The sequence below is a fragment of the Vreelandella sulfidaeris Esulfide1 genome (assembly GCF_054072535.1).
Genome location: NZ_CM133364.1, coordinates 3865788 through 3885306, shown reverse-complemented (window position 1 = coordinate 3885306; position 19519 = coordinate 3865788). Strand labels below are relative to the sequence as shown.

Genomic DNA, 19519 nt, shown 5'->3' with positions numbered 1-19519 from the left:
AAAGCGAATAATGTTTAACTGTATGGTAAGTTTTTCTGTATCTGGTGAGAGGGGAGCTTATAAAGCCCATGTCATCGGGGTTGGCCGCTAATGCTATGACGAACGGCCAGTAAAGGGCTTACGACTATGGTCGGGGGGAGTGGGGGTGATTCAGTGTGACAATGTGTTGAGTGAGGAAGATGCGCCGGGGATGGAATAGAGATAAACCGGCGCGGGACAGCAGTGCCTCGCGTCGGTCTGTTAAATGTGATTATTTCCAGGGCGTCTCTTCCCAGGTGCGCCGCGCCAACTCATCCTGGGTCTCGGCCAGGGCTCTATAGTCTTCCCCATAGATGACGCTCAGCGGATTGCCCTGCTGTGCCATGTCGGAGCGAAAGTTAGTGTCCTCGGCCACATCCTCAAGGGCATCCAACAGGGCAGAGCGGATATCATCCGGCAGGTCGGCTGGTGCCGCCAAACCGCGGAAGGAGCCCATCTCGATATCGAAGCCGAGCTCCTTCGCAGTCGGCACGTTGGGGGCTTGTTCCAGACGCTCGTCGGCCAGCACGGCCAGTACGCGTAGCTCTTCTTCAAAGCCCACCGTCTGGCTGTAGGCCATGGTACCCATGGCCACGTGCCCGCCCATCAGTGCGCTTCGCGCCTGGGCTGCGCCATTAAACGGTACGTAATTTAGTTGAATGTCGGCCGCCTCGGCGAACTGGATAGCGGAGAAATGGTCGTTGCCGCCTAGTGAGGATAGGCCCACCGGCATCTTGCCTTGGACGTCCCTGGCGTGTGCGATCAGGTCTTCCACCGTGGCGATGTCGGAGCCTTTTGGCACCACTAGGGTATTAGGGTCGGAGACAAAGTTGGCCAGCCAGGTGAAGCTGTCCACGTCGTAGTCAGCCTCGCGGTCATAGGTCAGCGCCAGGGCAGCTGGCAGGTTCATGGTGCCAATCGTGTAGCCGTCTGGACTGGCCGAGGCTAGAGCCGAAAATCCGATCTGGCCGCCCGCGCCAGGCATGTTCTTAACCACCACCGTGGCGCCGTCGCCCAGTTGCTCCTCCAGATACTTGGCGACTGTGCGGGCCATGACGTCCGTGCCGCCACCGGCGGAGTAGCCGACCACCAAGTTGATCGGTTTGTCGGGATAGTCGGCTAGAGCGAGGCTGGCGCCGGCCAGGAGGGAAGTCGACGCGACAGCGGCGAGGGACAAGCTTAAAAAACGTTGTTTCATGTTGGCTTACTCCGATCTTGTTGTTGAACTTGCGGGCATGGCTCTTTAACGGCGCGGTTAGTTAGGTCAGGAACCAGCGGGTAGCCGGTAGACCCGTGTAGCCGTGTCGTGAAACATGGCGTTGCGTTCCTCCTGGCTCCAGGAGGCGGTGAGTCGGTGATAGGCATTCCACAGCACGCCATAAGAGATACTGCCCTTATCGACAGGGAAGTTGCTCTCCAACATGCAACGAGATGGTGTAAAGCGCTCAATGCAGGCGTCCACGTCGGGGGCGATGGCATCGGCAAGGTGCTGTGAGTTCGGTGGCGTCTTTCCTGTGTTGAAGCTGAAGCCCATTATCGGCATGCCAAAGCCGCCGATCTTGAGCATCACATTGGGGAGTTCGGCCAGTCGCGCCAAGCCGTCGCGCCAGGCCCGGCGATGGATCGAGTTATGGTCACTATGAGGACTGGGATAGGATCCGACGCCCAGAGGCCCGCCAGCATGGTCGAGAACGATGGTCAGTTCGGGCAGGCGGCGGGCCAAGGTTGCTACCTCGTCGAGCTGGGTTTGGTAGGCCCATATATCCAACGACAGACCGAGGCGGGACAGATGCCGTGCTCCCTCGACGAAGGGCTTGCTGACCATCAGCCCCTCCGGTGCTGGCACAGGGTTGGAACGAACGGTGGGGTCGGGATGCGCCGCGACGGGCATGCGCACACCGCGAAAGCGCCCGCCGCCGGCCTCCATCAGCGACTCGAGCACCGGCGCGACGCTGGCACCCATCAGCAGGTCGGCATAGCCAACGATGGCCGTTGCCACGTCGGTGGGCCCGTAGTGGCCGCTACGCGACTGGGCGGAGAGGCCTCGGACGAACTCGACCTCACCGACGGATCGATAGGCCTGGGGGCCGCTCGCGCGATACATCGTACGGCACTGGATGTAGATCGAGGCAGTCACCCGATGACCACTGTCGCCGATGTCGTCGGTGAACTCCTCAAGCAGATAGCGAAAGCCTCGGCGATCCCAAAGGTGGTGATGGGCATCGACGATTTTCTGATCCGGAGCCAGCGAGGGCTCCCGAACCTGGGTGAGCCAGTCCGGCCGCGGCGGCGGGTTCGGTGAGTCTACGGCGGGGCGTCGGCGCCAGGGTCGCTCGTTGGCGGCATCGTCACTGTCTTGATGATTCCGTTGGGTCGACACGCATCCCTCCCTCTGTTGGTTCATTGGCCCGCAGCTTTTTTGTTCAAAGCGTGGGGTGGTCAAGGTGCCCAGCTTGAATCGAGAATAATCGATGCATCGAGCTCGTCTAGGGAACGACATCCGAGCAGGCCCAGGTTCCGGTGAATTTCACTCTGCATAATGCGCACAGCGTGACTTAGTGCTTTGTCTCCACCGACCGCGGAGGCGAAGAGAAAAGGGCGGCCAATGAAGACGAAGTCGGCACCGAGCGCTAAAGCCTTGACGACATCGGTGCCGCGCCGTACCCCCCCGTCCAGCATCACAGCCATGTCGCCCGCCTCGGCTCTCGCCAAGAGAAGTGCACGCATTGCTGAGATAGCGTGATCGAGTTGACGTCCGCCGTGGTTGGACAGCACCACGCCATCGCAGCCGATCGTTCTCGCCATCGCTACGTCGTGATGGGACAGCAGCCCTTTCAGCACCAATCGGCCCCTCCACTGGTCGCGAACCCAGCGGATATGCTCCCAGTTGAGATGGTCCTTGCGACCGAAGTCGCGGGCGGCCTGGCGCGAGACAATCGGCGCCCCGCGTCGGGCGTCGGAGTTCTCGAAGTGGGGCATACCGCGCCTCCGAAGCGTGCGCAGGAAGGTGCCGGCCAGCCAGCGCGGTTTGGTGCCGAAGTCCCACAGCATGCGTGGGGTGAAGCGCAGCGGAGTGGAGAAGCCGGCGCGCAAGTTATTCTCGCGGTTGGCCAGCACGGCGGTGTCGGCGGTGAGCACCAGCGTCTCGTAGCCCGCGGCCGCGACGCGCTCGATCAGCGCCGAGATGCGGTCGTCCTCGCCAGGCACGTAGGCTTGGAACCAGGCCTGGGGATTGGCCTCAATGACCTCCTCCATGCGCGTCAGCGAGGAGCCACTGAGCACGTAGGGGATGCCCTCGCGAGCGGCGACCCGTGCGGCGACGTTGTCGCCGTCGAATGCCATCAGTGCGCTGATGCCCATCGGCGCGATGCCGAACGGCGCCGACCACTCTTGGCCGAACAGGCGCTGGCGAGTGGTGCGGCCTTCCACCCCGCGCAGCATCCGCGGCACCAGCTTCAGGGCGTCGAAGGCGGCGCGATTGTCGGCGAAGGCCGCCGAGGTCTCGGCGGCGCCAGCGACGTATTGGAACAGCGGGCGAGGAAGCCGCTGGCGGGCGGCGACCTCGTAGTCGTCGAGATTCAGAATCATGGTGGCGAGCCAGCTATCGTCGGAGGGGTTACTGGCCCCAGCCGGAGGCCATGGGAAAGCCGCCGACGGGCAGCTCTGCGTGTAGGATGGTGCCGGTGTCAGACTCGGTGATAAATAGCGTACGATTCTCCGGCCCGCCGAAGGCGCAGTTGGTGGTGCCGAGCCCACGAGGGGATCTCACCACGGCGATTGGCACACCGAGCGCATCGTGTACCCAAACCAGCCCCATGCCGGTCTGACAGACCACCACGCCGCCATCCTCGGTCAGTGCCAGGCCGTCCGGACCCGCTCGACCACCGGAAAACTGCAGGAATAGCCCGGCTTTCACCACGCGCCCGCTGTCCGAGATCGGCAGACGCCAGACAGCATTGGCACGGGTTACCGCCACATAGAGTGCATGGCCAGCCTTATCGAGCACCAGCCCGTTGGGACTCGGCACTTTGTCGATAAGGCAGTCCAGCCGCCCGCTGTCCGGGCACCAGCGGTAGACGCGCCCGCTGGGGTCCTGCAGGCCGGTCTGGCCCTGGTCGGTGAAGTAAAGCGCCCCGTCAGGGCCAAAGTGCAGGTCGTTGCAGCCCTTGAAGCCCTCGGTGTCAGCATCGCCCAGCGCCGTGGTCACTTCGCCGGTGTTCGGGTTCAATTGCATGATGCCGTTACGAAAATCGGCAATGTAGATGTGTCCGGCCGCGTTGATCTTCAGGCCGTTGGGCTGGCCTTCGTACTCGCTGATCTGCTCGACGGCGCCGTTAGGTGAGGCGCGAAAGATCCGACCGAAGGGAATGTCAACGAACCACAGGTTGCCCTCAAGATCGAAGGATGGACCCTCGATAAAGCTGTCGACCACTGCCCCACGCCGGTTGCGATCCGCCCAGTAAGAGCGTTGGCCGGATCTTCTCAGTGACGTCGGCAGTGTGGTGAAAACCTCGGCCTCAATCAGTATCGGGTCGGGATGGGGGAATGCCATGTTCAACCTCCAAAGGTCGTGGTTGGGAGCCACAGGGCGATGTCGGGGAACCAGATCAGCAGAATAAGGAAGGCCAGGATGATCAGGAAGAAGGGCAGCACACCCATGACGACGTCTTCGACTTTAACGGTGGGATCCGAACTGGCGACCACGAACAGGATGATGCCCAGTGGCGGCGTCAGTTGGCCGAGCTCGACCAGGATGACCACGAACACGCCAAACCACACTGGATCGATATTCATCGCCATCAGCACTGGAAAGATGACCGGCACAATGATCGCGATCATGCCTAGACCTTCCATAAAGCAGCCGAGGATGGCGAAGGTGACCAGCAATATCATTAGAAAAGCGAACGGCGACATGTCCGCGTTGGACACCCAACTCACCAGATCCTCGCCGACGCCGGACAGCGCGGTGGCATAGGCGAAAATCATCGAAATGAAGACGATGAACAGCACGTTGCCGCTCATCACCAGGGTACGTGAGATGGCTTTGCGTAATATGCTCAAGCTGAGCCTGCGGTAGGCGGCGGCGATCACTACTGCCCCAACTACGCCAACAGCACCGGCCTCGGTAGGCGTAGCGATGCCCGAATAGATACTGCCCAGCACGAAGCTGATCAATATCATGAATGGCACGACATCCAGCGCCGCCTTCAGGTAATCGGAAAGCCGTAACTGGGTGGTGTCACGTGGCACCAGCGAGGGATTGAGTAGCGAGCGCGCGGCAATAAACAGGCTGTAGCAGCCAGCCAGTAGGATACCCGGCACCAGCCCGGCTGCGAACAGCTTGGCGATGGAGGTTTCGGTGAAGGTGGCGTAGATGATCATCGTGATTGAGGGCGGAATCAATATGCCCAGGGTGCCACCGGCGGCCAGTGAACCTGCGATGATACGCTTCTGGTAGCCCCGTGCGGATAGGGCTGGCAGGGCCACGGTCGACATGGCTGCGGCTGTGGGAGCGCTGCCGCCAGCGACGGCGGCGAAGATGCCGCTGCCTATGATGTTGGTATGTAGCAGTCCGCCCGGCAGGCGGCGCATGAATGGTGCGATGCCGTTATAGAGACGGCCACTCAAGCCGCTGCCGAGTAGGATTTCCGCCATCAAGATGAACAGCGGAATGGCGGCTAGAGTGAAGCTGTTGGATGCCCCCCAGCTAACCATTCCAAGGGCATTCCAGCCAGCAAATCCCTTCATCAGCCACAGATACCCAAGGGCCGCGGCTCCTACGGCGAAATGCACCCAAAGACCGCCGAGGATCAGTAGCAGCAAGACGGAAAAGGCAATGATTGCATCCATCAGCGTTGTCCTCCGATGCCTAGTTGCAGCAAGGCACGCTCTAACAGGAAAAGGGTCATCACGGACAGGCCCACAGGCAGCAGCATCTGCGGGATCCAAAGCGGTGTCATCAGGGCAGTGGGCGCCACGTTGCCGCGTGCGAACGAACTCATGACGAGCAGGAGGGAGTGCCAGGCGAGTACGCCGCAGATGCCCATGGCTAGCACGACGTACACCAGACCAAGCGCCTGTCTGACCCGAGGCGGCAAGGTTTCGTATATAAAACCGACCTGAAACAATGCATTGTTCCTGATCGCTAGGCTAGCGCCGAACAGTGTGGTGGCGATAACCAAGTAGCCGGAGAGCTCCTCCACTACATGTAGGGAGCTGTTGAAAAGCAACCGTGATCCGATCTCGGCGACGACCAATACCGTTAGCGTTATTAGTCCAGCGCTGGCGAGAATACGCACAATAGCGGAGAGCACGTCAAAGATGGGGCCGGCGGAGGCCGGCCCTTTTCTTGTTTCATGTTGGGGGGTAGACATGTTGAGATCCTCTAAAAGATCAATCACTTGCCGAGCGCTGTGAGCACATCCTGCAATGCCTGTTCATGCTCAGGACCGGCTTCGCTGGCCCATTCCTGCCAGAAGGGGGCTAGGGCTTCCTGGGCCTTGACGATCTCTGCGTCACTTGCTTCAACAATGGTCATGCCAGCGTCCCCCTGAGATTCCTTTTGGGCCTGCTCATCTATAAGGAAGGCCTCGGTGATGTTAGAAGCCTCCTCTCCGATGATGGTGGCGAAGGTTTCGCGATCGGCTTCGTTCAGGGACTCGTAGGCGTTGGTATTGGCGATAATGGCGCTATAGGCGTAGTTCACCGGTAATCGGTAGTTGTAGTCGAGGAACTCGTGCCAGTTTTTTGCGCCGCCCGCACTGGCTGTTAGCACACCATCAATTACGCCGCGCTCCAGGGCAGTTGGAACCTCGGAGCCAGATAGGGTGATCGGCGAACCCCCGAAGGCCTCGACGAAGGCACCCTGCTCGGGCGAGGTCACGCGGATCTTATGGTTTTCGAGATCGTCGAGGGAGTCGATCTCGAACGAGGTGAAAATGACTTGTTGAGGGTAGCGATAAGCGCCCAGAAAGGTAACATCCTGCTCGGCGAAGCCCTGTGTGAGATAGGGAGCCATGGCCGCGTAGGCTTTATCCCACTCCTCATCGTTCTGGATCAGCATTGGCAGATTGAGGATGCGCGCGATGGGCACATTGCCGGAGAAAAACAGATCAGCCGAGAAATCGATAAAGCCATTACCGACCGCCTGGGTAATATCGCTGGAGGCGATCTGCAGTGTCTTTCCCAAATGCAGCGTGATCGACAGGTCTTCGGTTTCAGCTTCAGTACGATCTATGATGCGCTGCATCCCCTTCACTGCTGCGGTGGTTGAAACCGCCGAATAGGTATAGCCGGTCCAGTCAGCGGCTTGAGCAGCACCTGTCGTGGCTATACCCATGATGAGTAGGCTAGTTATCAAAGAGGGCTTGAAGGCTTTCATATCGATACCTCATTAATCGTTGTTATGTCTCTACCGTTCGAGGAACTGGCGGTACAGCGTAGGTTGTTAGGTGTTGATCTATGATCGAAAAGACGCAAGCCACGGGCATCTAAACCATTGGTAAGCGTGTTTCTAGCAGAAGTTGAACATGAAAAGACTTTCTGTATAAAGCGCGTTTTTCTTGAAGAAGTATGAAGAATTTCTTTATTAAAGATCCTCGATTTTGCAGACTTGTATATGCCGCTTTAGTTTTAGTTTATTGGCGTGGCGTATCAAAAAGATGCAAATGTGCCTTAGGCGATATCAACCTATACGACTGCATTGGGGGGAGACAATCTTGGAACGGGAATCGAGCCGAATCGGATCCCGCCAATCCATAACAAAAGAGGTAAGTTGGCTTGTTACATGATGAGGTTTTACAGATTATCTAGTAACCCATAATAGTAACGCATCTATGAACGTTATTGATTTGAAGTCTTCTGCAGATTCAAGGGCTATGAGTCACTCAGCTTTTTTCGATCCTTGTTTAGAGCCACTAGCAGCACGAGCAACATTGCTACTATTGGTAGGCTGCTCAAGCCGAAGATAACGCGGTTGGATGTATTTTCGGCGATTAGTCCGGCTGCCATGGCCCCCATCGCTGGCAGGCCTCGAAAGATCATTGTATAGAGTGACAGCACTTTTCCTCTCACCGACTCTGGCACCTGTGTCTGCAGAACAACTTGTGTACACACACCATTGGCAAGGATGGCTCCTGACAAACAGGCGAGGGTTAATAATCCTGCCCATAACACATGACTAATTAGGAATAATCCGCATGCCAATACTGCTGATAGTCCGAAGCCTATGGACAGTGAGAGAGGAGAGCCTTTTGTTAGTAAGAAGGAGGTCATCAACCCACCGCCTATCGCACCGAGCCCTTGAGCTGATGTCATCAAAGAGAAGGCCTTTGCTTTTGCTGCTTCTCCAATAACGACCTGACCGGCAAAAGCCGGTAATAATTCGAAAATAGGCCTATAACATAGCGCTAGAAGGGCGAAGAACAGCAGCAAGAGTTTGTGATGTCCAGTCAGTGCATGTATTACCGTTGACCATGTTGAGTTGCTGAGTTTGCCTTCCGTCGACCCCTCCAGTCCCTCAGACCCTAGCCTTTGGTTAGTATTTCCTGATTGGGAAAGCCGCGCTAGTATCAGTGCAAAGAGCAAATAGCTAATTGTGTTAAATAAGAAGACCGACCAAAGTGCTTCCAGCGTTAGCGCCATGCCGGCGGCGGCTGGACCTAACATCCGTGCAAGGTTAAACACCATGGAGTTGATCGTTATCGCTCCAGGCACATCTTCTTTAGGGACGATGCTGCCGACAACGACCATACGCGTTGGATGATCGAATCCGCTCAGGATGCCAGTTAATCCAGCCACGATTAGCAACATTGTCGGGCTGACAAGCTCGGCCATGATGGCAATCAGCATAATGCAAGACGGTGCTATTGAGAGAAGCTGTAGCCACAGGGCTAGGCGAATTTTGTCTTGTCTATCGACCAATGTGCCTGCAAAGGGAGCCACGACCATTGATGGCAGCAGGTCCGCCATTGCCATGAGTCCTAGCATGAAGCTCGACTGTGTCATCTCCCAGGCGAGCCATAGCAGCACCACACGTTGCGCCCAGGTGCCAACAGCCGAAGCCGCGTTGCCCGCCAAATACTCGCGAAGCCGAGCGTTTGCCAGCGGGGCCGCGACTTTGGGCAGGTGCAAACTCAGCCTCGCAGTAGGCTGCAGCCCGTCGTTTCCAAAGCCTTATCGACCCAGGTGCGGTCGTTCTCGCCAGCATGTATGGCGGCCATTAGCTTCTCTTCGGAGACCTGTTTCGCTTGGGCGGCTTTAAGCACTGTCTCGGCATCAGCGTAGGGAACGGCCAGCACTCCATCGGCGTCACCCAGGATTAGGTCGCCCGGCTCGATAACCATCCCGCCAAGGTTGATCGGAGTATTGATCTCACCTGGCCCGTTTTTGTATGGGCCGCGATGCGTGACGCCCACGGCGAAGGTCGGCAGGTTGGTATCGCGAAAGCCGTCTAGGTCGCGCAGCGCACCGTTGAGCACGAAGCCCGCAACGCCTTTCTTGACCGCGTAGGCCAGCATTAGCTCACCCATCAGGGCATTGGTTGTGTCCCCTCCGGCATCGCAGACGATGACGTCACCGGGCTGGGCCATGTCGATGGCTTTGTGCAGCATCAGGTTATCACCGGGGCGTGTACGAACAGTAAAGGCAACCCCGGCTAAGTTGCCAGCGCGATGCATCGGGCGAAGATTTGGGCCGCCAGCGAAGACGCGGGACATGCTATCGCTGACCACCGCGACGGGCAGTGCCGCGAACGCCTTAACGAGGTTGTCGTCGACACGGCGCTGGCGCTGAAGAACTCTATTTCCGACTGTCATGGCATTACTCCGTCATGTGACTCAACATTAAAGATGGTTCGCTCGGGCGAGGGTGTTGGCCAAGCGGGCTTTCGGTAGGGTTTCTCCAGCGAGGAAGTCCACGATACCGCTCACCGCCAGTTCGCCGACGCGCTTGCCAGCTTCTTTGGTGACGCCTGCGATATGAGGGGTGAGAATGACGCGCTCAGACGCGGCCAGAACGTTCACGTCTAATGGCGGCTCCTGTTCGAACGTGTCTAGTCCTGCACCTGCGATATGCCCACTCTCTAGGGCGGCAAGCAGGGCCGCCTCGTCGATCAGACCACCCCGAGAAGTATTGATAACGTAGCTGTCGGCCGGCATCAGGGCCAGCATCTCGGCGTTAAGCAGGTGCGTATTGCTTTCGGTAAGGGGGCAGTGCAGGCTAACGATATCCGATTGGCGGAGCAGGTCCTCGAGGCGTTCGACGCGGCGTGCGCCCATAGCGTTGATAGCGTCCACCGAGGCATAGGGATCGTAGACGAGCACATCGAGACCCATGCCTTTCACCAGCTTCGCTACGGCGGCAGCGATTGCACCGCCACCCACAAGACCTAAACGCATGCCGGATAATTCTCGACCGAGGAAACCCGCCTTTTCCCAGCGCCCTGCCCGCATGCCCGCATCTAGCGGCAGCAAACGTTTAATCGTCGAGAACATTAGAGCAACCGTGTGTTCCGCGACAGAGACGGCATTGCCACCTGCCGCCCGGATGACTTGGATGCCATGTTGGGTTGCTGCATCGATGTCGATATTGTCGACGCCTGCGCCATGCTTGGAGATAACTCGCAGCGATTTCCCTGCTGCGACAGCACCGGCACCAAATTGCCCCATTCGAGACACGACTCCAACCGGGTCGTACTGTTTGAGGAAGTCAGCGAGTACCTCCTCAGATGGATATGGGGGGGTGTGAACGATGGTATAGCCAGCGTCTTCGGCCATTTGCTTTGCAGTGGGAGCAAGGTCGGGGCCTGTTATTAGAATTAAAGGTTGTAGTGCCAAATCAGATCCTCCCTGTTGTAACGAGGCAGCCGAACACTGATCGGCGTAGCATCACAGGCGACTGCTTTCGAATTGATTTTTAGAATACAGGAAGATTTTTTATACAAAAGCGAATAAAATTTGCCTTTATATTAAGCATTTCTTCATTTGAGGAGGGGTTATGGACACTCGCCAACTACGAACATTCGTAGCGATCGCTGAGCATGGCACATTCGCGCGGGCGGCCTTGATTGTAAATTTGACCCCTTCCGCTGTTAGCCAACAGGTCCATTCGCTTGAACAGGAACTAGATATTAAGCTGTTCAATCGTGACTCCCGCCCTCCTAGCCTCAACCTCCAGGGGCTGAAAATGCTGGAAACGGCTAAACAGGTTCTGGCCTTGGTGGATGAAACACGTGGCGTTCTGTCCGGGAAGCAGATGACGGGTACGCTCAATATTGGCTCGGTGCGCACCAGTACTATCGGTCTATTGCCGCGAGCCATCGTGACACTGCGTCAGGAATTTCCCGAGCTGAACGTAAACCTACGAGTGGGCATGTCTTCGACGTTGATCAGTGATGTCAACGCCGACCGGCTGGATGTGGCGGTGGTCGCCGAGCACTCCGGCGTGTCGCGCGATCTCTTGTGGTCGCCGTTCATACGCGAGCCGCTAGTAGTGATAGCGCCGCCCGGCACACCGGCTATGCCGGTTCAGCAGTTGCTGGAAACGTTGCCCTTCGTGCGTTTCGGCAGTAACGTGCCATTGGGCGCGATGATCAACAACGAGCTCGCCCGGCTAGGCATAGCGGTGCAGGATATTGCTGAGATTGACACCGTGCCTGCTATCGTGGAGTGCGTGGCCGCGGGTCTTGGTGCCAGCATCGTGCCAAATATCGCGGTGCGCGAGAACGGTCGCGACATGCTGACATTGCCGTTCGGTGAGCCCCAGGTCTTCAGACAAATTGGCATGATCCATCGCGCCAGTTCGGCCAAGGCCGAGCTACTGACAGCATTACACAATAAGCTGGCGGAAGTGGCGGGAGAGTTTGGTGTTTATCGAGAAGAACCGGCATTACGGAAGTCGTAGATACAATATCGCACTTGCCCGAGCCGTCCCCGCTACGCTGATGAAACGTCAACAGGCCCTTGTAATGCGCGATTACCTTGGCCGCATTCGCCTTTATGGTTACTGGCCACTTACCCGGCGCAAGCACTTTGATATTAACGCTTATGCCCATCAACCAATGCAGGGTTTGCTGATCATGATGAACCCGTCAACTTCAATAAAACGGGCCTTGCGCTCAGGCTCTGCAAGAGCTGCGTTGATCGCCATGGCGGCAGTCAGCCCGCCGATGGTATCAGCCAATGGATACCCGACACGGTAGGACGAGTGTTCGGCATCCCCGGTGATGCTCATTACCCCGGACATGCCCTGAATGATTTGGTCATAAGCAGGGAACGTAGACAGAGGCCCTTCCTGGCCAAAGCCTGAGATGGCGCAGTATATAAGCCTCTTGTTAACCTGCTTCAGTGAGTCGTAGCTCAATCCCCGGCGTGCCATGACTCCGGGGCAAAAGTTCTCCACCAACACATCGGCTTTCTCTACCAAGTTCAATGAACGCTTCACGATCTTCGGTCTTTTTCTAGTCGAGGGTTACAGACCCCTTGCCCGCGTTCTGTGTCAGGAATGAGACACCCATTCGTTCATTGTTAAGGTGAGCCTCTGCACCCAACTGTCTAGCCAAGTCGCCGCCATCAGGGCGCTCAAAGGCAAGACACCCATCGGATTTATTATTGAACAGCGGCAAAAAGAGCCTCAAAGATTTTATGATGATCTAAACCACTTCTTTGCGGGACTAAACATCTAGTACCGATTAGTACCGATCGCACCAGTAGTTATACAGCTGTCGCCACTTACGAAACACTTGAGCAAGCGCATTCAGCATTCAGAAACGCACCAGCCGATGATCCAGCGTTGAGCGCGACATCAAGAAAGCGGCTTTGACAGGTTCGAACTGAGATGCATTTATCTCCTTCGCTGATTTCATTGAGCCCGCTTTAACGAAGGGCTGTCAGTATTCATTCCCTTCATTTATTCATATCGCTTATTTTAATACTGTTGCTTGCGAGCCAGCTTTTTGTACAAAACCTAGGCCGATATGAACCCTCTCTCCCATGAGCTTTATTTTTCTATACTTAGGAATTTTATCATTGGCCAATGGTCATTTCTGTCTGAAAAAGAGACGTATGAAATTCACGAAATGTGTCCATGGCTATCGCTAGAAAAGGCATGTCTCGTTGTTAGTCGGTGCTAAGTTGCTAGAATTATTTACTGGTTTTTAATGTATGTTTATGATTTAAAATGGTTATTTTAATATTTGGATTTAGTAATAAGAAAACTGAAACTAGCAAGGCATGGCCTCCGAAGCCGAGGGTCGCAGTTCAAATCCTGCCATCAACGTGTAGAGCATTCCTCTCCATAACTAGGGCAAAAATAGCCTGTTTCCTAGCTTATCTTTACAAACGATAAGGCTGCTGCCGCTGTGTCGCTTCACCGCCTTGATCGCAAAGTGGAGGCCAAAAGAGGTAGCCCCTAACCCAAGAATGACCATAGCTCCGCCACTACCGCCTCAGGCGCACTGTAGATGACATTATGACCCCAGTTAGGGATGGTCACTACCCGTTCCGCGCCCGTCATTTGGCTCGCTTGGTCGAGCCAGCGTTGTGGCGCGATCTTATCCCGCTGGCCACGAATCAGTAACACAGGCTGCTCAATGCAAGAAAGCTTCTCTTCGATAGGATAATTGAGCATGGCGATCGCTTCGGGCCAGAGCCGCGTTCCCATGCGCCAATAATCAGCCATGAAATGCAGAAAGAGCCCGGGGCGCTCGAAGGTACAGGCGTAGAGCGCCCGAGGCAGCTGAGCGCGGATGTTACGATGAGAAGGGTCGACTGTCGGCCCTATCAGGGCCAAGCGTCTTACCCGAGTGGGGAAACGAAAAGACACATCAGACGCTATCTGACAGCCCATTGAATGCCCCACCAGGTCGGCTTGTGCAATGTCCATGGCATCCAGCCAATCGATCAGGGCATTAGCCAATCCGAGCATGTTCAAGGGCGATTCGGGGGTATCACTTTTGCCATGGCCGGGTAGATCGGGCACGTAAACGGCGGCACCCTGTGCGGCGAGTCGCTTTGCAGTGGGCATTAAATAGCCGCCGGACATTCCGAAACCATGTACTAGCACGATCGGACTTATCCCCGGGGCTGAGGCAGTAAGGCTGCGTCTAGTGTGGTAAGTCATACCTCCCACCTCATTAAAGAGACTTTCCCATTGCGCTTCGTCTCGTAGAACATCCCCTGGCAGGCTGGTCATGCAAACGTTCCTTATCGCCATGGTCCATAGGTAATCGTGACACACTAACCCAGTCGTGCTCTTCGAATTCACGATGAGTCAATTGCTAGGACTTTCTAACTTTCTACCCCTTCATACAGTAACCCTTTATCAGCTGCGAGGAATTTGCGGATATTGAAGCAAGCGATGCGCTTTCACCCGGTAAGCCCAGATACGTAGATTTTGAGACCATCACAAAAAAAGTGACGTAATACGGTTAGGTCAAGTGGGTCAATTTAAAAGCTTGAGTTTTATTAGCCTTTTTAGATTACCTTGCATATACTTTTACTTTCACTTTGTTACATTATGGTAGCGTAAAGGGTGGCCTCAGAGCGGCTGGCATAGAGTTTGACGGGCATCAATCGGGCAAGCAAACCCGAAGCCGCTCCAATAATAAGCAATATGTATAAACGAAGTGATTCGTGAAGCCATGACGAAAAATTAAGCAAAGGAAGGGAATAGCAATGATTAACCACTTTGAACAGCAACAGGGACATTTTCAGCGAATTTTGGCGTTACTTGAAAATATTCGTCGATATGAAGGCGACAAAATGAGCCCCGTGACCAGCGCATTAATTGAGGAAGCACTTTCTGAAGCCACATTAGGCGGTGAATATGCGCAGCTATTGTTAGACAGCACTGCCGAAAAAGCAGCTTAATTTAGAAAGCCCCCGTGCCGGGGGCAACGGCATCGAGGTATGACATCGCACCTGAGGCGATCCCGAGACAATTCTCTATTGCCCAGCGCCTCCGTTGGTCGCTCGGGCGGTCGTTTGAGATAGGATGCCGCCCTCGTCTCTGACCGGGAAGACCCGAAGGGTTGGATGGACTGGCGAGTCTGGCAATCCTGTTCTAGTGTCGATGGAGTCTTATTCTTTTCAGGGAGAGAAACGATGCCGAATCGTCGAGAATTTCTGAGCGGCGCAGTCATGGCTGCTGCCGCCACCGCTGCATCGCCACTGCTGGCGTCCGACAATAGAACCGGCGGGAGCAACGCTGCTAAAGCCACCCGCGCGTCGCTGTTGCCTGAGAATCCGCCACTCGCCTTGGATCTGTTTCCCCCGGAGGCGCGATTCGGTGTGGGCGGTACTCAGCTCGGCAACATGTTCAGGGTGACCCCCGATGATGAGGCCCGGCTAATGCTCGAAGCATGCTGGGACAACGGGGTGCGCTATTTCGATACTTCGCCCTGGTACGGGCTGGGGTTATCTGAACGCCGCCTGGGGCATTTTCTGGACAACAAGGCACCCGAAGACTATGTGCTATCCACCAAGGTAGGACGGCTACTGGTGCCAGATGCCTCGGCGAGCGATATCAGCATCTGGGCGGGAAGGCTGAATTTCAATTACCGCTACGATTACAGTGCCGCGGGGGTGCGTCGCTCGGTGGAGGACAGCCTTCAGCGCCTGGGGCTGCCCAAGATCGATATCGTCTACATTCATGATCTGGCGCCTAGCAATGAGGATATGGGCGAGGAGTGGAGGCAGTACCTTCAGACCGCGATTGATGGGGCCATGCCCGAGCTGACCCGCATGCGCGAGGAAGGCATCATCGGTGCCTGGGGAATGGGGGTCAATGACATCGAACCCAGCCTTGCCGCCATCGATAACGCCGACCCGGACGTGATTTTACAGGCCACCAAGTACACCCTGATCAACCATGAAGACGCCTTGAACCGTCTGTTCCCCAAGTGCCGCGACAACAATGTGTCGTTGGTGATCGGCGCGCCGCTGGGTTCGGGCTTCCTTGCTGGCACCAACTACTGGATGTACAGCAAGGATATTCCCGAGGGCTATTGGAAGCAGCGTGATCGGTTGAGCGCCATCGCGCATGAGCATGGCACCGATCTGCGCACCGCAGCTCTGCAATTCACCGCCGCGCCTGATGTGGTCGCCGCCACCATTCCCGGTGCGCGCAATGCGGTTCAGGCACGGGAAAATCGTGCCTCGATGGATGCTGATATTCCGGCTGAATTCTGGCAGGCGCTGAAGGAAGAAGGGCTGATCGCCGAAAATGCCCCCACGCCGAGCTGATCATGCAGCCAATAATCGACATCCATAAGTGGATCTTCACCAACGAGAGGCCCTCAGAAATAGGACCTGCCTTGCGCACTGCTTTTTGCAAGCTATGCTAACGGGCAGGTTCCCCCATAAGACAACTCGGGCCATGCTCCTTGGCCTTTAGCATGCAGGCATTATATGAATAAGCGTCCTCGCAGTCTTAAGATCCTTGGCCGTTTAGCGTTAGCCGGGACAGCAACCTGGTTGGCCTATCATGCTTATCGAAAAAAGCAGTTACAACGAGAGGCACCACATCAAGGTGTCTCTCCACCTATTGCACCAGAGTTGATACGCACCGCCTTGATTAACGGTGTCCTAATGCGCTGGGAGGAACACGGTGAGCGAGAAACGTCGCAGCTTCCAGTGATTATGGTGCATGGCATCCCTACCAACCCCCGGATCTGGCGTTATGTCATTCCACGACTGACCCGTTCAGGGCTGCATTGTCTTGCCTGGGAACTAGTGGGATTCGGTTGGTCGATCAATGCTGGGTTGGGGCGTGATATTTCTATCCCCAAGCAAGTCGAATACCTTCGCGCTTGGTTGGATGACCAGGGTATCGATCAAGCTGTTTTCGTGGGCCATGATGTTGGCGGCGGTGTTATGCAGGGGTTACTGGCGGCTTATCCAGAACGAGTCGCTGGTCTCTTGCTAGTCGATACGGTGGCTTTTGATAATTGGCCAGTGGTTGCAATGGAAATGGCCCGTCAGTTCCATTTTGTATTTGATAAATTGCCGCCAACACTGCTAAAGCCAATCTTTCATGTCGGCCTTCGTAACCTGGGCCATGACAATGCACAGCGAGGCAGAGAAGCCGCGACACTACTATGGGAGCCGTATAATTCTTCGACGGGGCCGTCCGGTTTCGCCAATCAGGCGCGCCACGTCAGCTCGCGTGACACGCAAGCAATCGCTGATCATCTTCCACCTGACGGATATGATATTCCGGTGCGTATTGTCTGGGGAGAGAAGGATTCGTTGAGCATCGAATCGGCGGAGAGGCTGGCTACTTTACTTGGGGCGCCATTGCATTGTATTCCTGGTGGACGTCATTTTAACCCAGAGGATCATCCGGTCATTGTCGCTGATGAGATTCTTAACCTGCTGGGTTCAGTAGCGCAACTTCCAACACCTAGCGGACCGGGCCCTAATGAGCCATGAAGGCTCGTTATCTTGTCTGACCAGTTAGAGAAGCATAGCGGCCAGCATTTGTATTACCCCGCATGTCGACGACCAGCGAGGTCGCCGGGTTTCGTTTCGGTTGGGGAGCAATGGCAGTATGCACATTACTGCTGAATTATTGCCTAATCCTATTTTCAGTGAAACAAGCTACAACAAGCCAAAATCAAAAAAGAGCCCTTAAAATTAGCCAATAGCGTCAAAATTGTGCCTTTAGGCATAGCTTTGAGTGATGTTGCCAGCTTAATATCTGCTTCTCTCAAATATTCGTTAGCGGGCTATGTTTTACCTGATCCTGTATGCTGCCTCCACGTATTGAGAGGTCAGCCATGAATAATATTACCTATCCTAATTATTTATCAGCGCCTGCGCCGTTAACTGCGGCACCCATGTGTCGGCAACTTGCCGATCTCGTCTCGTCCAGAATGAGCGAAGAAGGGTTGTATGAAACAGCTATTCCAGGCTTAAACCTGTTTCGCGCGGATGCGCCTACCAGTTGCATGTCAACGGTTTACGAGCCCTCACTCTGCGTCATTGCCCAGGGGCGAGAGACTGTACAACTAGGGGATCAGGAGATCGTTTACGGCGCTCTCAGTTATATGGTTTCCAGCGTCGACCTACCGGTGAATAAGCTGGTGATAGATGCCACGCCAGAGACGCCTTTTCTAGCCGTTAAGATCAATATCGACCCTGCCGATGTCGCTGAGCTAGTGCTGCAGTTGGACGAGGGCGCTAAGGCCAGTGAATCCACTGGCTCTTCTTCAGGCTGCGGCATGTGTGTCGCCCCGGTCGATCTGGGGATTTTGGATGCGATGACAAGGCTAGTTCGATTGCTTGATTCGCCCGCCGACGCCCGTGTGCTGGCGCCGCTAATTCAGCGCGAAATTGTTTACCGAGCACTGGTTGGCGAGATGGGCCCACGCATGCGTGAGTTCGCTTCCGCTGATAGCCAGTCAAACCGTATTTTTCAGGTGATTTCGGTACTCAAAGATCGCTTCGCCGAGCCGCTGCGGGTAAGGCAATTAGCGGAAGATGTGAATATGAGCGAATCTGCGTTGTATCACAGCTTCAAGCAGGTCACGTATATGTCGCCGTTACAGTTCCAGAAGAAGTTGAGGCTGCACGAAGCGCGGTTATTGATGCTTAGAGAGGGGCTTGACGCTTCCACCGCCAGCTATCGCGTCGGTTACGAAAGCCCGTCGCAATTCAGTCGCGAATACAGCCGCATGTTTGGTGCACCGCCACGGACCGATATGATTAAGTTGCGTGGTGAAACACGCATTAGCATGCCCGCTTAGACCGCATTTTCAGTGACGTTGTACTTATCATTGTACTTATCGTTGTCTTATAGTTGCTTAGATACACGAACGGGCCACCCGATTGGGTGGCCCGTGTTGTCTGATAGGTTAACGCTGTTTTTAGCCGCGTGTGCCTCGTACCAGGTTGTCAGCATGATCAGAATGAGCAATCTGTTGAGACATGGTCTGATTGCCCTCGATCTTAACGCGCTCACGGTACAATGCTTCACGCGTACCGCCCAGTGCAGGGCTACCGGCCTCGAAAGTAGTGCGGTAGGAGGGGTTCGCTTGGTAATCAACGGCTTGGCCATCTTCCGTCTCAAAACGGTGCTGAGGGCTGCCTTCCCGCGTACCGCCGTGGATAGGGCTGCTGGTGTCGAAGCTCGTTTGGGTTGGCTCTGCGGCGGTGGCTTGAGCGGCCATGCCCAAGACCAAAGCGCTAGCGGTGAGGGTCTGCATAATGATAGTGGCGTATTTCATGGAATTACTTCCTCTCGTTGAATGACATAACCGCATAACCTGAGGAATTCGTTCTATCTACCCGTTCGCTTGGATCCAGTGGGATATGTTGCGATAGGTGCCCAGGTGGCGGCATGTGATGGCCGTAACGACCGTGAGAGAAATGATAGAGGGGGAGGGGCACAGGCAGTAGGTGTATTTCTCGCTGAAGATTGCCTAATCCTGTTAATTTCTTATGTCTAGGTGATTGTTCGAGATATAACGCTGGTTTTTCATAGGCTATATAGATGATTGTAA

Annotated in this window: 18 protein-coding genes; 5 read left to right on the top strand and 13 right to left on the bottom strand. The window is 55.7% G+C overall.

The features are described 5' to 3' along the window. Window positions 1-250: 250 nt before the first annotated feature. The 10 genes from ACW44H_RS18055 to ACW44H_RS18010 all read right to left on the bottom strand — a co-directional run bounded on the left by ACW44H_RS18055 (window position 251) and on the right by ACW44H_RS18010 (window position 10853). Window positions 251-1216, bottom strand: a complete 966-nt coding sequence (locus ACW44H_RS18055; RefSeq protein WP_457505895.1) for a tripartite tricarboxylate transporter substrate binding protein — start codon at window positions 1214-1216, stop codon at window positions 251-253. 66 nt (window positions 1217-1282) lie between these two features. Continuing rightward, on the bottom strand, window positions 1283-2398 hold the full coding sequence (locus ACW44H_RS18050; RefSeq protein WP_457505894.1) for an amidohydrolase family protein: 1116 nt from the start codon (window positions 2396-2398) through the stop codon (window positions 1283-1285). Between the two features lie 59 nt (window positions 2399-2457). Continuing rightward, the gene (locus ACW44H_RS18045) at window positions 2458-3606 is read right to left on the bottom strand and encodes an alpha-hydroxy acid oxidase (RefSeq protein WP_457505893.1); all 1149 of its coding nucleotides are present in this window, start codon (window positions 3604-3606) and stop codon (window positions 2458-2460) included. Between the two features lie 28 nt (window positions 3607-3634). Beyond that, window positions 3635-4570, bottom strand: coding sequence for an SMP-30/gluconolactonase/LRE family protein (locus ACW44H_RS18040; RefSeq protein WP_457505892.1), 936 nt, complete (start codon window positions 4568-4570; stop codon window positions 3635-3637). 2 nt (window positions 4571-4572) lie between these two features. Then, window positions 4573-5868, bottom strand: coding sequence for a TRAP transporter large permease (locus ACW44H_RS18035; protein ID WP_457505891.1), 1296 nt, complete (start codon window positions 5866-5868; stop codon window positions 4573-4575). Continuing rightward, window positions 5868-6392 (bottom strand): TRAP transporter small permease, encoded by a 525-nt coding sequence (locus ACW44H_RS18030; protein WP_457505890.1) that lies wholly within the window; start codon window positions 6390-6392, stop codon window positions 5868-5870. The genes ACW44H_RS18035 and ACW44H_RS18030 overlap by 1 nt, the downstream gene beginning before the upstream one ends. Before the next feature lie 23 nt (window positions 6393-6415). Then, window positions 6416-7399 (bottom strand): TRAP transporter substrate-binding protein DctP, encoded by a 984-nt coding sequence (dctP, locus tag ACW44H_RS18025; RefSeq protein ID WP_457505889.1) that lies wholly within the window; start codon window positions 7397-7399, stop codon window positions 6416-6418. A 494-nt stretch (window positions 7400-7893) separates the two neighbouring features. After that, window positions 7894-9096, bottom strand: a complete 1203-nt coding sequence (locus tag ACW44H_RS18020; protein ID WP_457509081.1) for an MFS transporter — start codon at window positions 9094-9096, stop codon at window positions 7894-7896. 56 nt (window positions 9097-9152) lie between these two features. Then, the gene (locus tag ACW44H_RS18015) at window positions 9153-9833 is read right to left on the bottom strand and encodes an RraA family protein (RefSeq protein WP_457505888.1); all 681 of its coding nucleotides are present in this window, start codon (window positions 9831-9833) and stop codon (window positions 9153-9155) included. A gap of 27 nt (window positions 9834-9860) precedes the next feature. Next, entirely contained in the window at window positions 9861-10853 is a 993-nt protein-coding gene (locus ACW44H_RS18010; RefSeq protein WP_457505887.1) for a hydroxyacid dehydrogenase, read from the bottom strand. A gap of 160 nt (window positions 10854-11013) precedes the next feature. Here ACW44H_RS18010 and ACW44H_RS18005 point away from each other — a divergent pair, with 160 nt between their 5' ends. Continuing rightward, window positions 11014-11919, top strand: a complete 906-nt coding sequence (locus ACW44H_RS18005) for a LysR substrate-binding domain-containing protein (protein WP_457505886.1) — start codon at window positions 11014-11016, stop codon at window positions 11917-11919. Between the two features lie 150 nt (window positions 11920-12069). Here the strand turns inward: ACW44H_RS18005 and ACW44H_RS18000 are convergent, their stop codons facing one another. Together ACW44H_RS18000 and ACW44H_RS17995 are read right to left on the bottom strand one after the other, a co-directional pair. After that, window positions 12070-12459: a CoA transferase gene (locus ACW44H_RS18000; protein ID WP_457505885.1), complete on the bottom strand. Its 390-nt coding sequence runs from the start codon at window positions 12457-12459 to the stop codon at window positions 12070-12072. Between the two features lie 966 nt (window positions 12460-13425). Further along, window positions 13426-14208 carry an alpha/beta fold hydrolase gene (locus tag ACW44H_RS17995; RefSeq protein WP_457505884.1) on the bottom strand — a complete coding sequence of 261 codons (783 nt, stop codon included), beginning with the start codon at window positions 14206-14208 and terminating at the stop codon, window positions 13426-13428. Window positions 14209-14690: 482 nt separating this feature from the next. On the opposite strand from ACW44H_RS17995, the gene ACW44H_RS17990 reads away from it, so the two are divergent. The 4 genes from ACW44H_RS17990 (at window position 14691) to ACW44H_RS17975 (ending at window position 18763) form a co-directional block, all read left to right on the top strand. Then, window positions 14691-14885 carry a hypothetical protein gene (locus ACW44H_RS17990; RefSeq protein WP_113270947.1) on the top strand — a complete coding sequence of 65 codons (195 nt, stop codon included), beginning with the start codon at window positions 14691-14693 and terminating at the stop codon, window positions 14883-14885. 234 nt (window positions 14886-15119) lie between these two features. After that, window positions 15120-16259 (top strand): aldo/keto reductase, encoded by a 1140-nt coding sequence (locus tag ACW44H_RS17985; protein ID WP_457505883.1) that lies wholly within the window; start codon window positions 15120-15122, stop codon window positions 16257-16259. 165 nt (window positions 16260-16424) lie between these two features. Beyond that, window positions 16425-17447 carry an alpha/beta fold hydrolase gene (locus tag ACW44H_RS17980; protein WP_457505882.1) on the top strand — a complete coding sequence of 341 codons (1023 nt, stop codon included), beginning with the start codon at window positions 16425-16427 and terminating at the stop codon, window positions 17445-17447. 347 nt (window positions 17448-17794) lie between these two features. Continuing rightward, window positions 17795-18763, top strand: a complete 969-nt coding sequence (locus tag ACW44H_RS17975; protein WP_457505881.1) for an AraC family transcriptional regulator — start codon at window positions 17795-17797, stop codon at window positions 18761-18763. A gap of 120 nt (window positions 18764-18883) precedes the next feature. Here the strand turns inward: ACW44H_RS17975 and ACW44H_RS17970 are convergent, their stop codons facing one another. Beyond that, a complete protein-coding gene (locus ACW44H_RS17970; RefSeq protein ID WP_113270951.1) occupies window positions 18884-19243 on the bottom strand; it encodes a hypothetical protein in 360 nt (119 codons plus the stop codon). Between the last annotated feature and the right edge of the window lie 276 nt (window positions 19244-19519).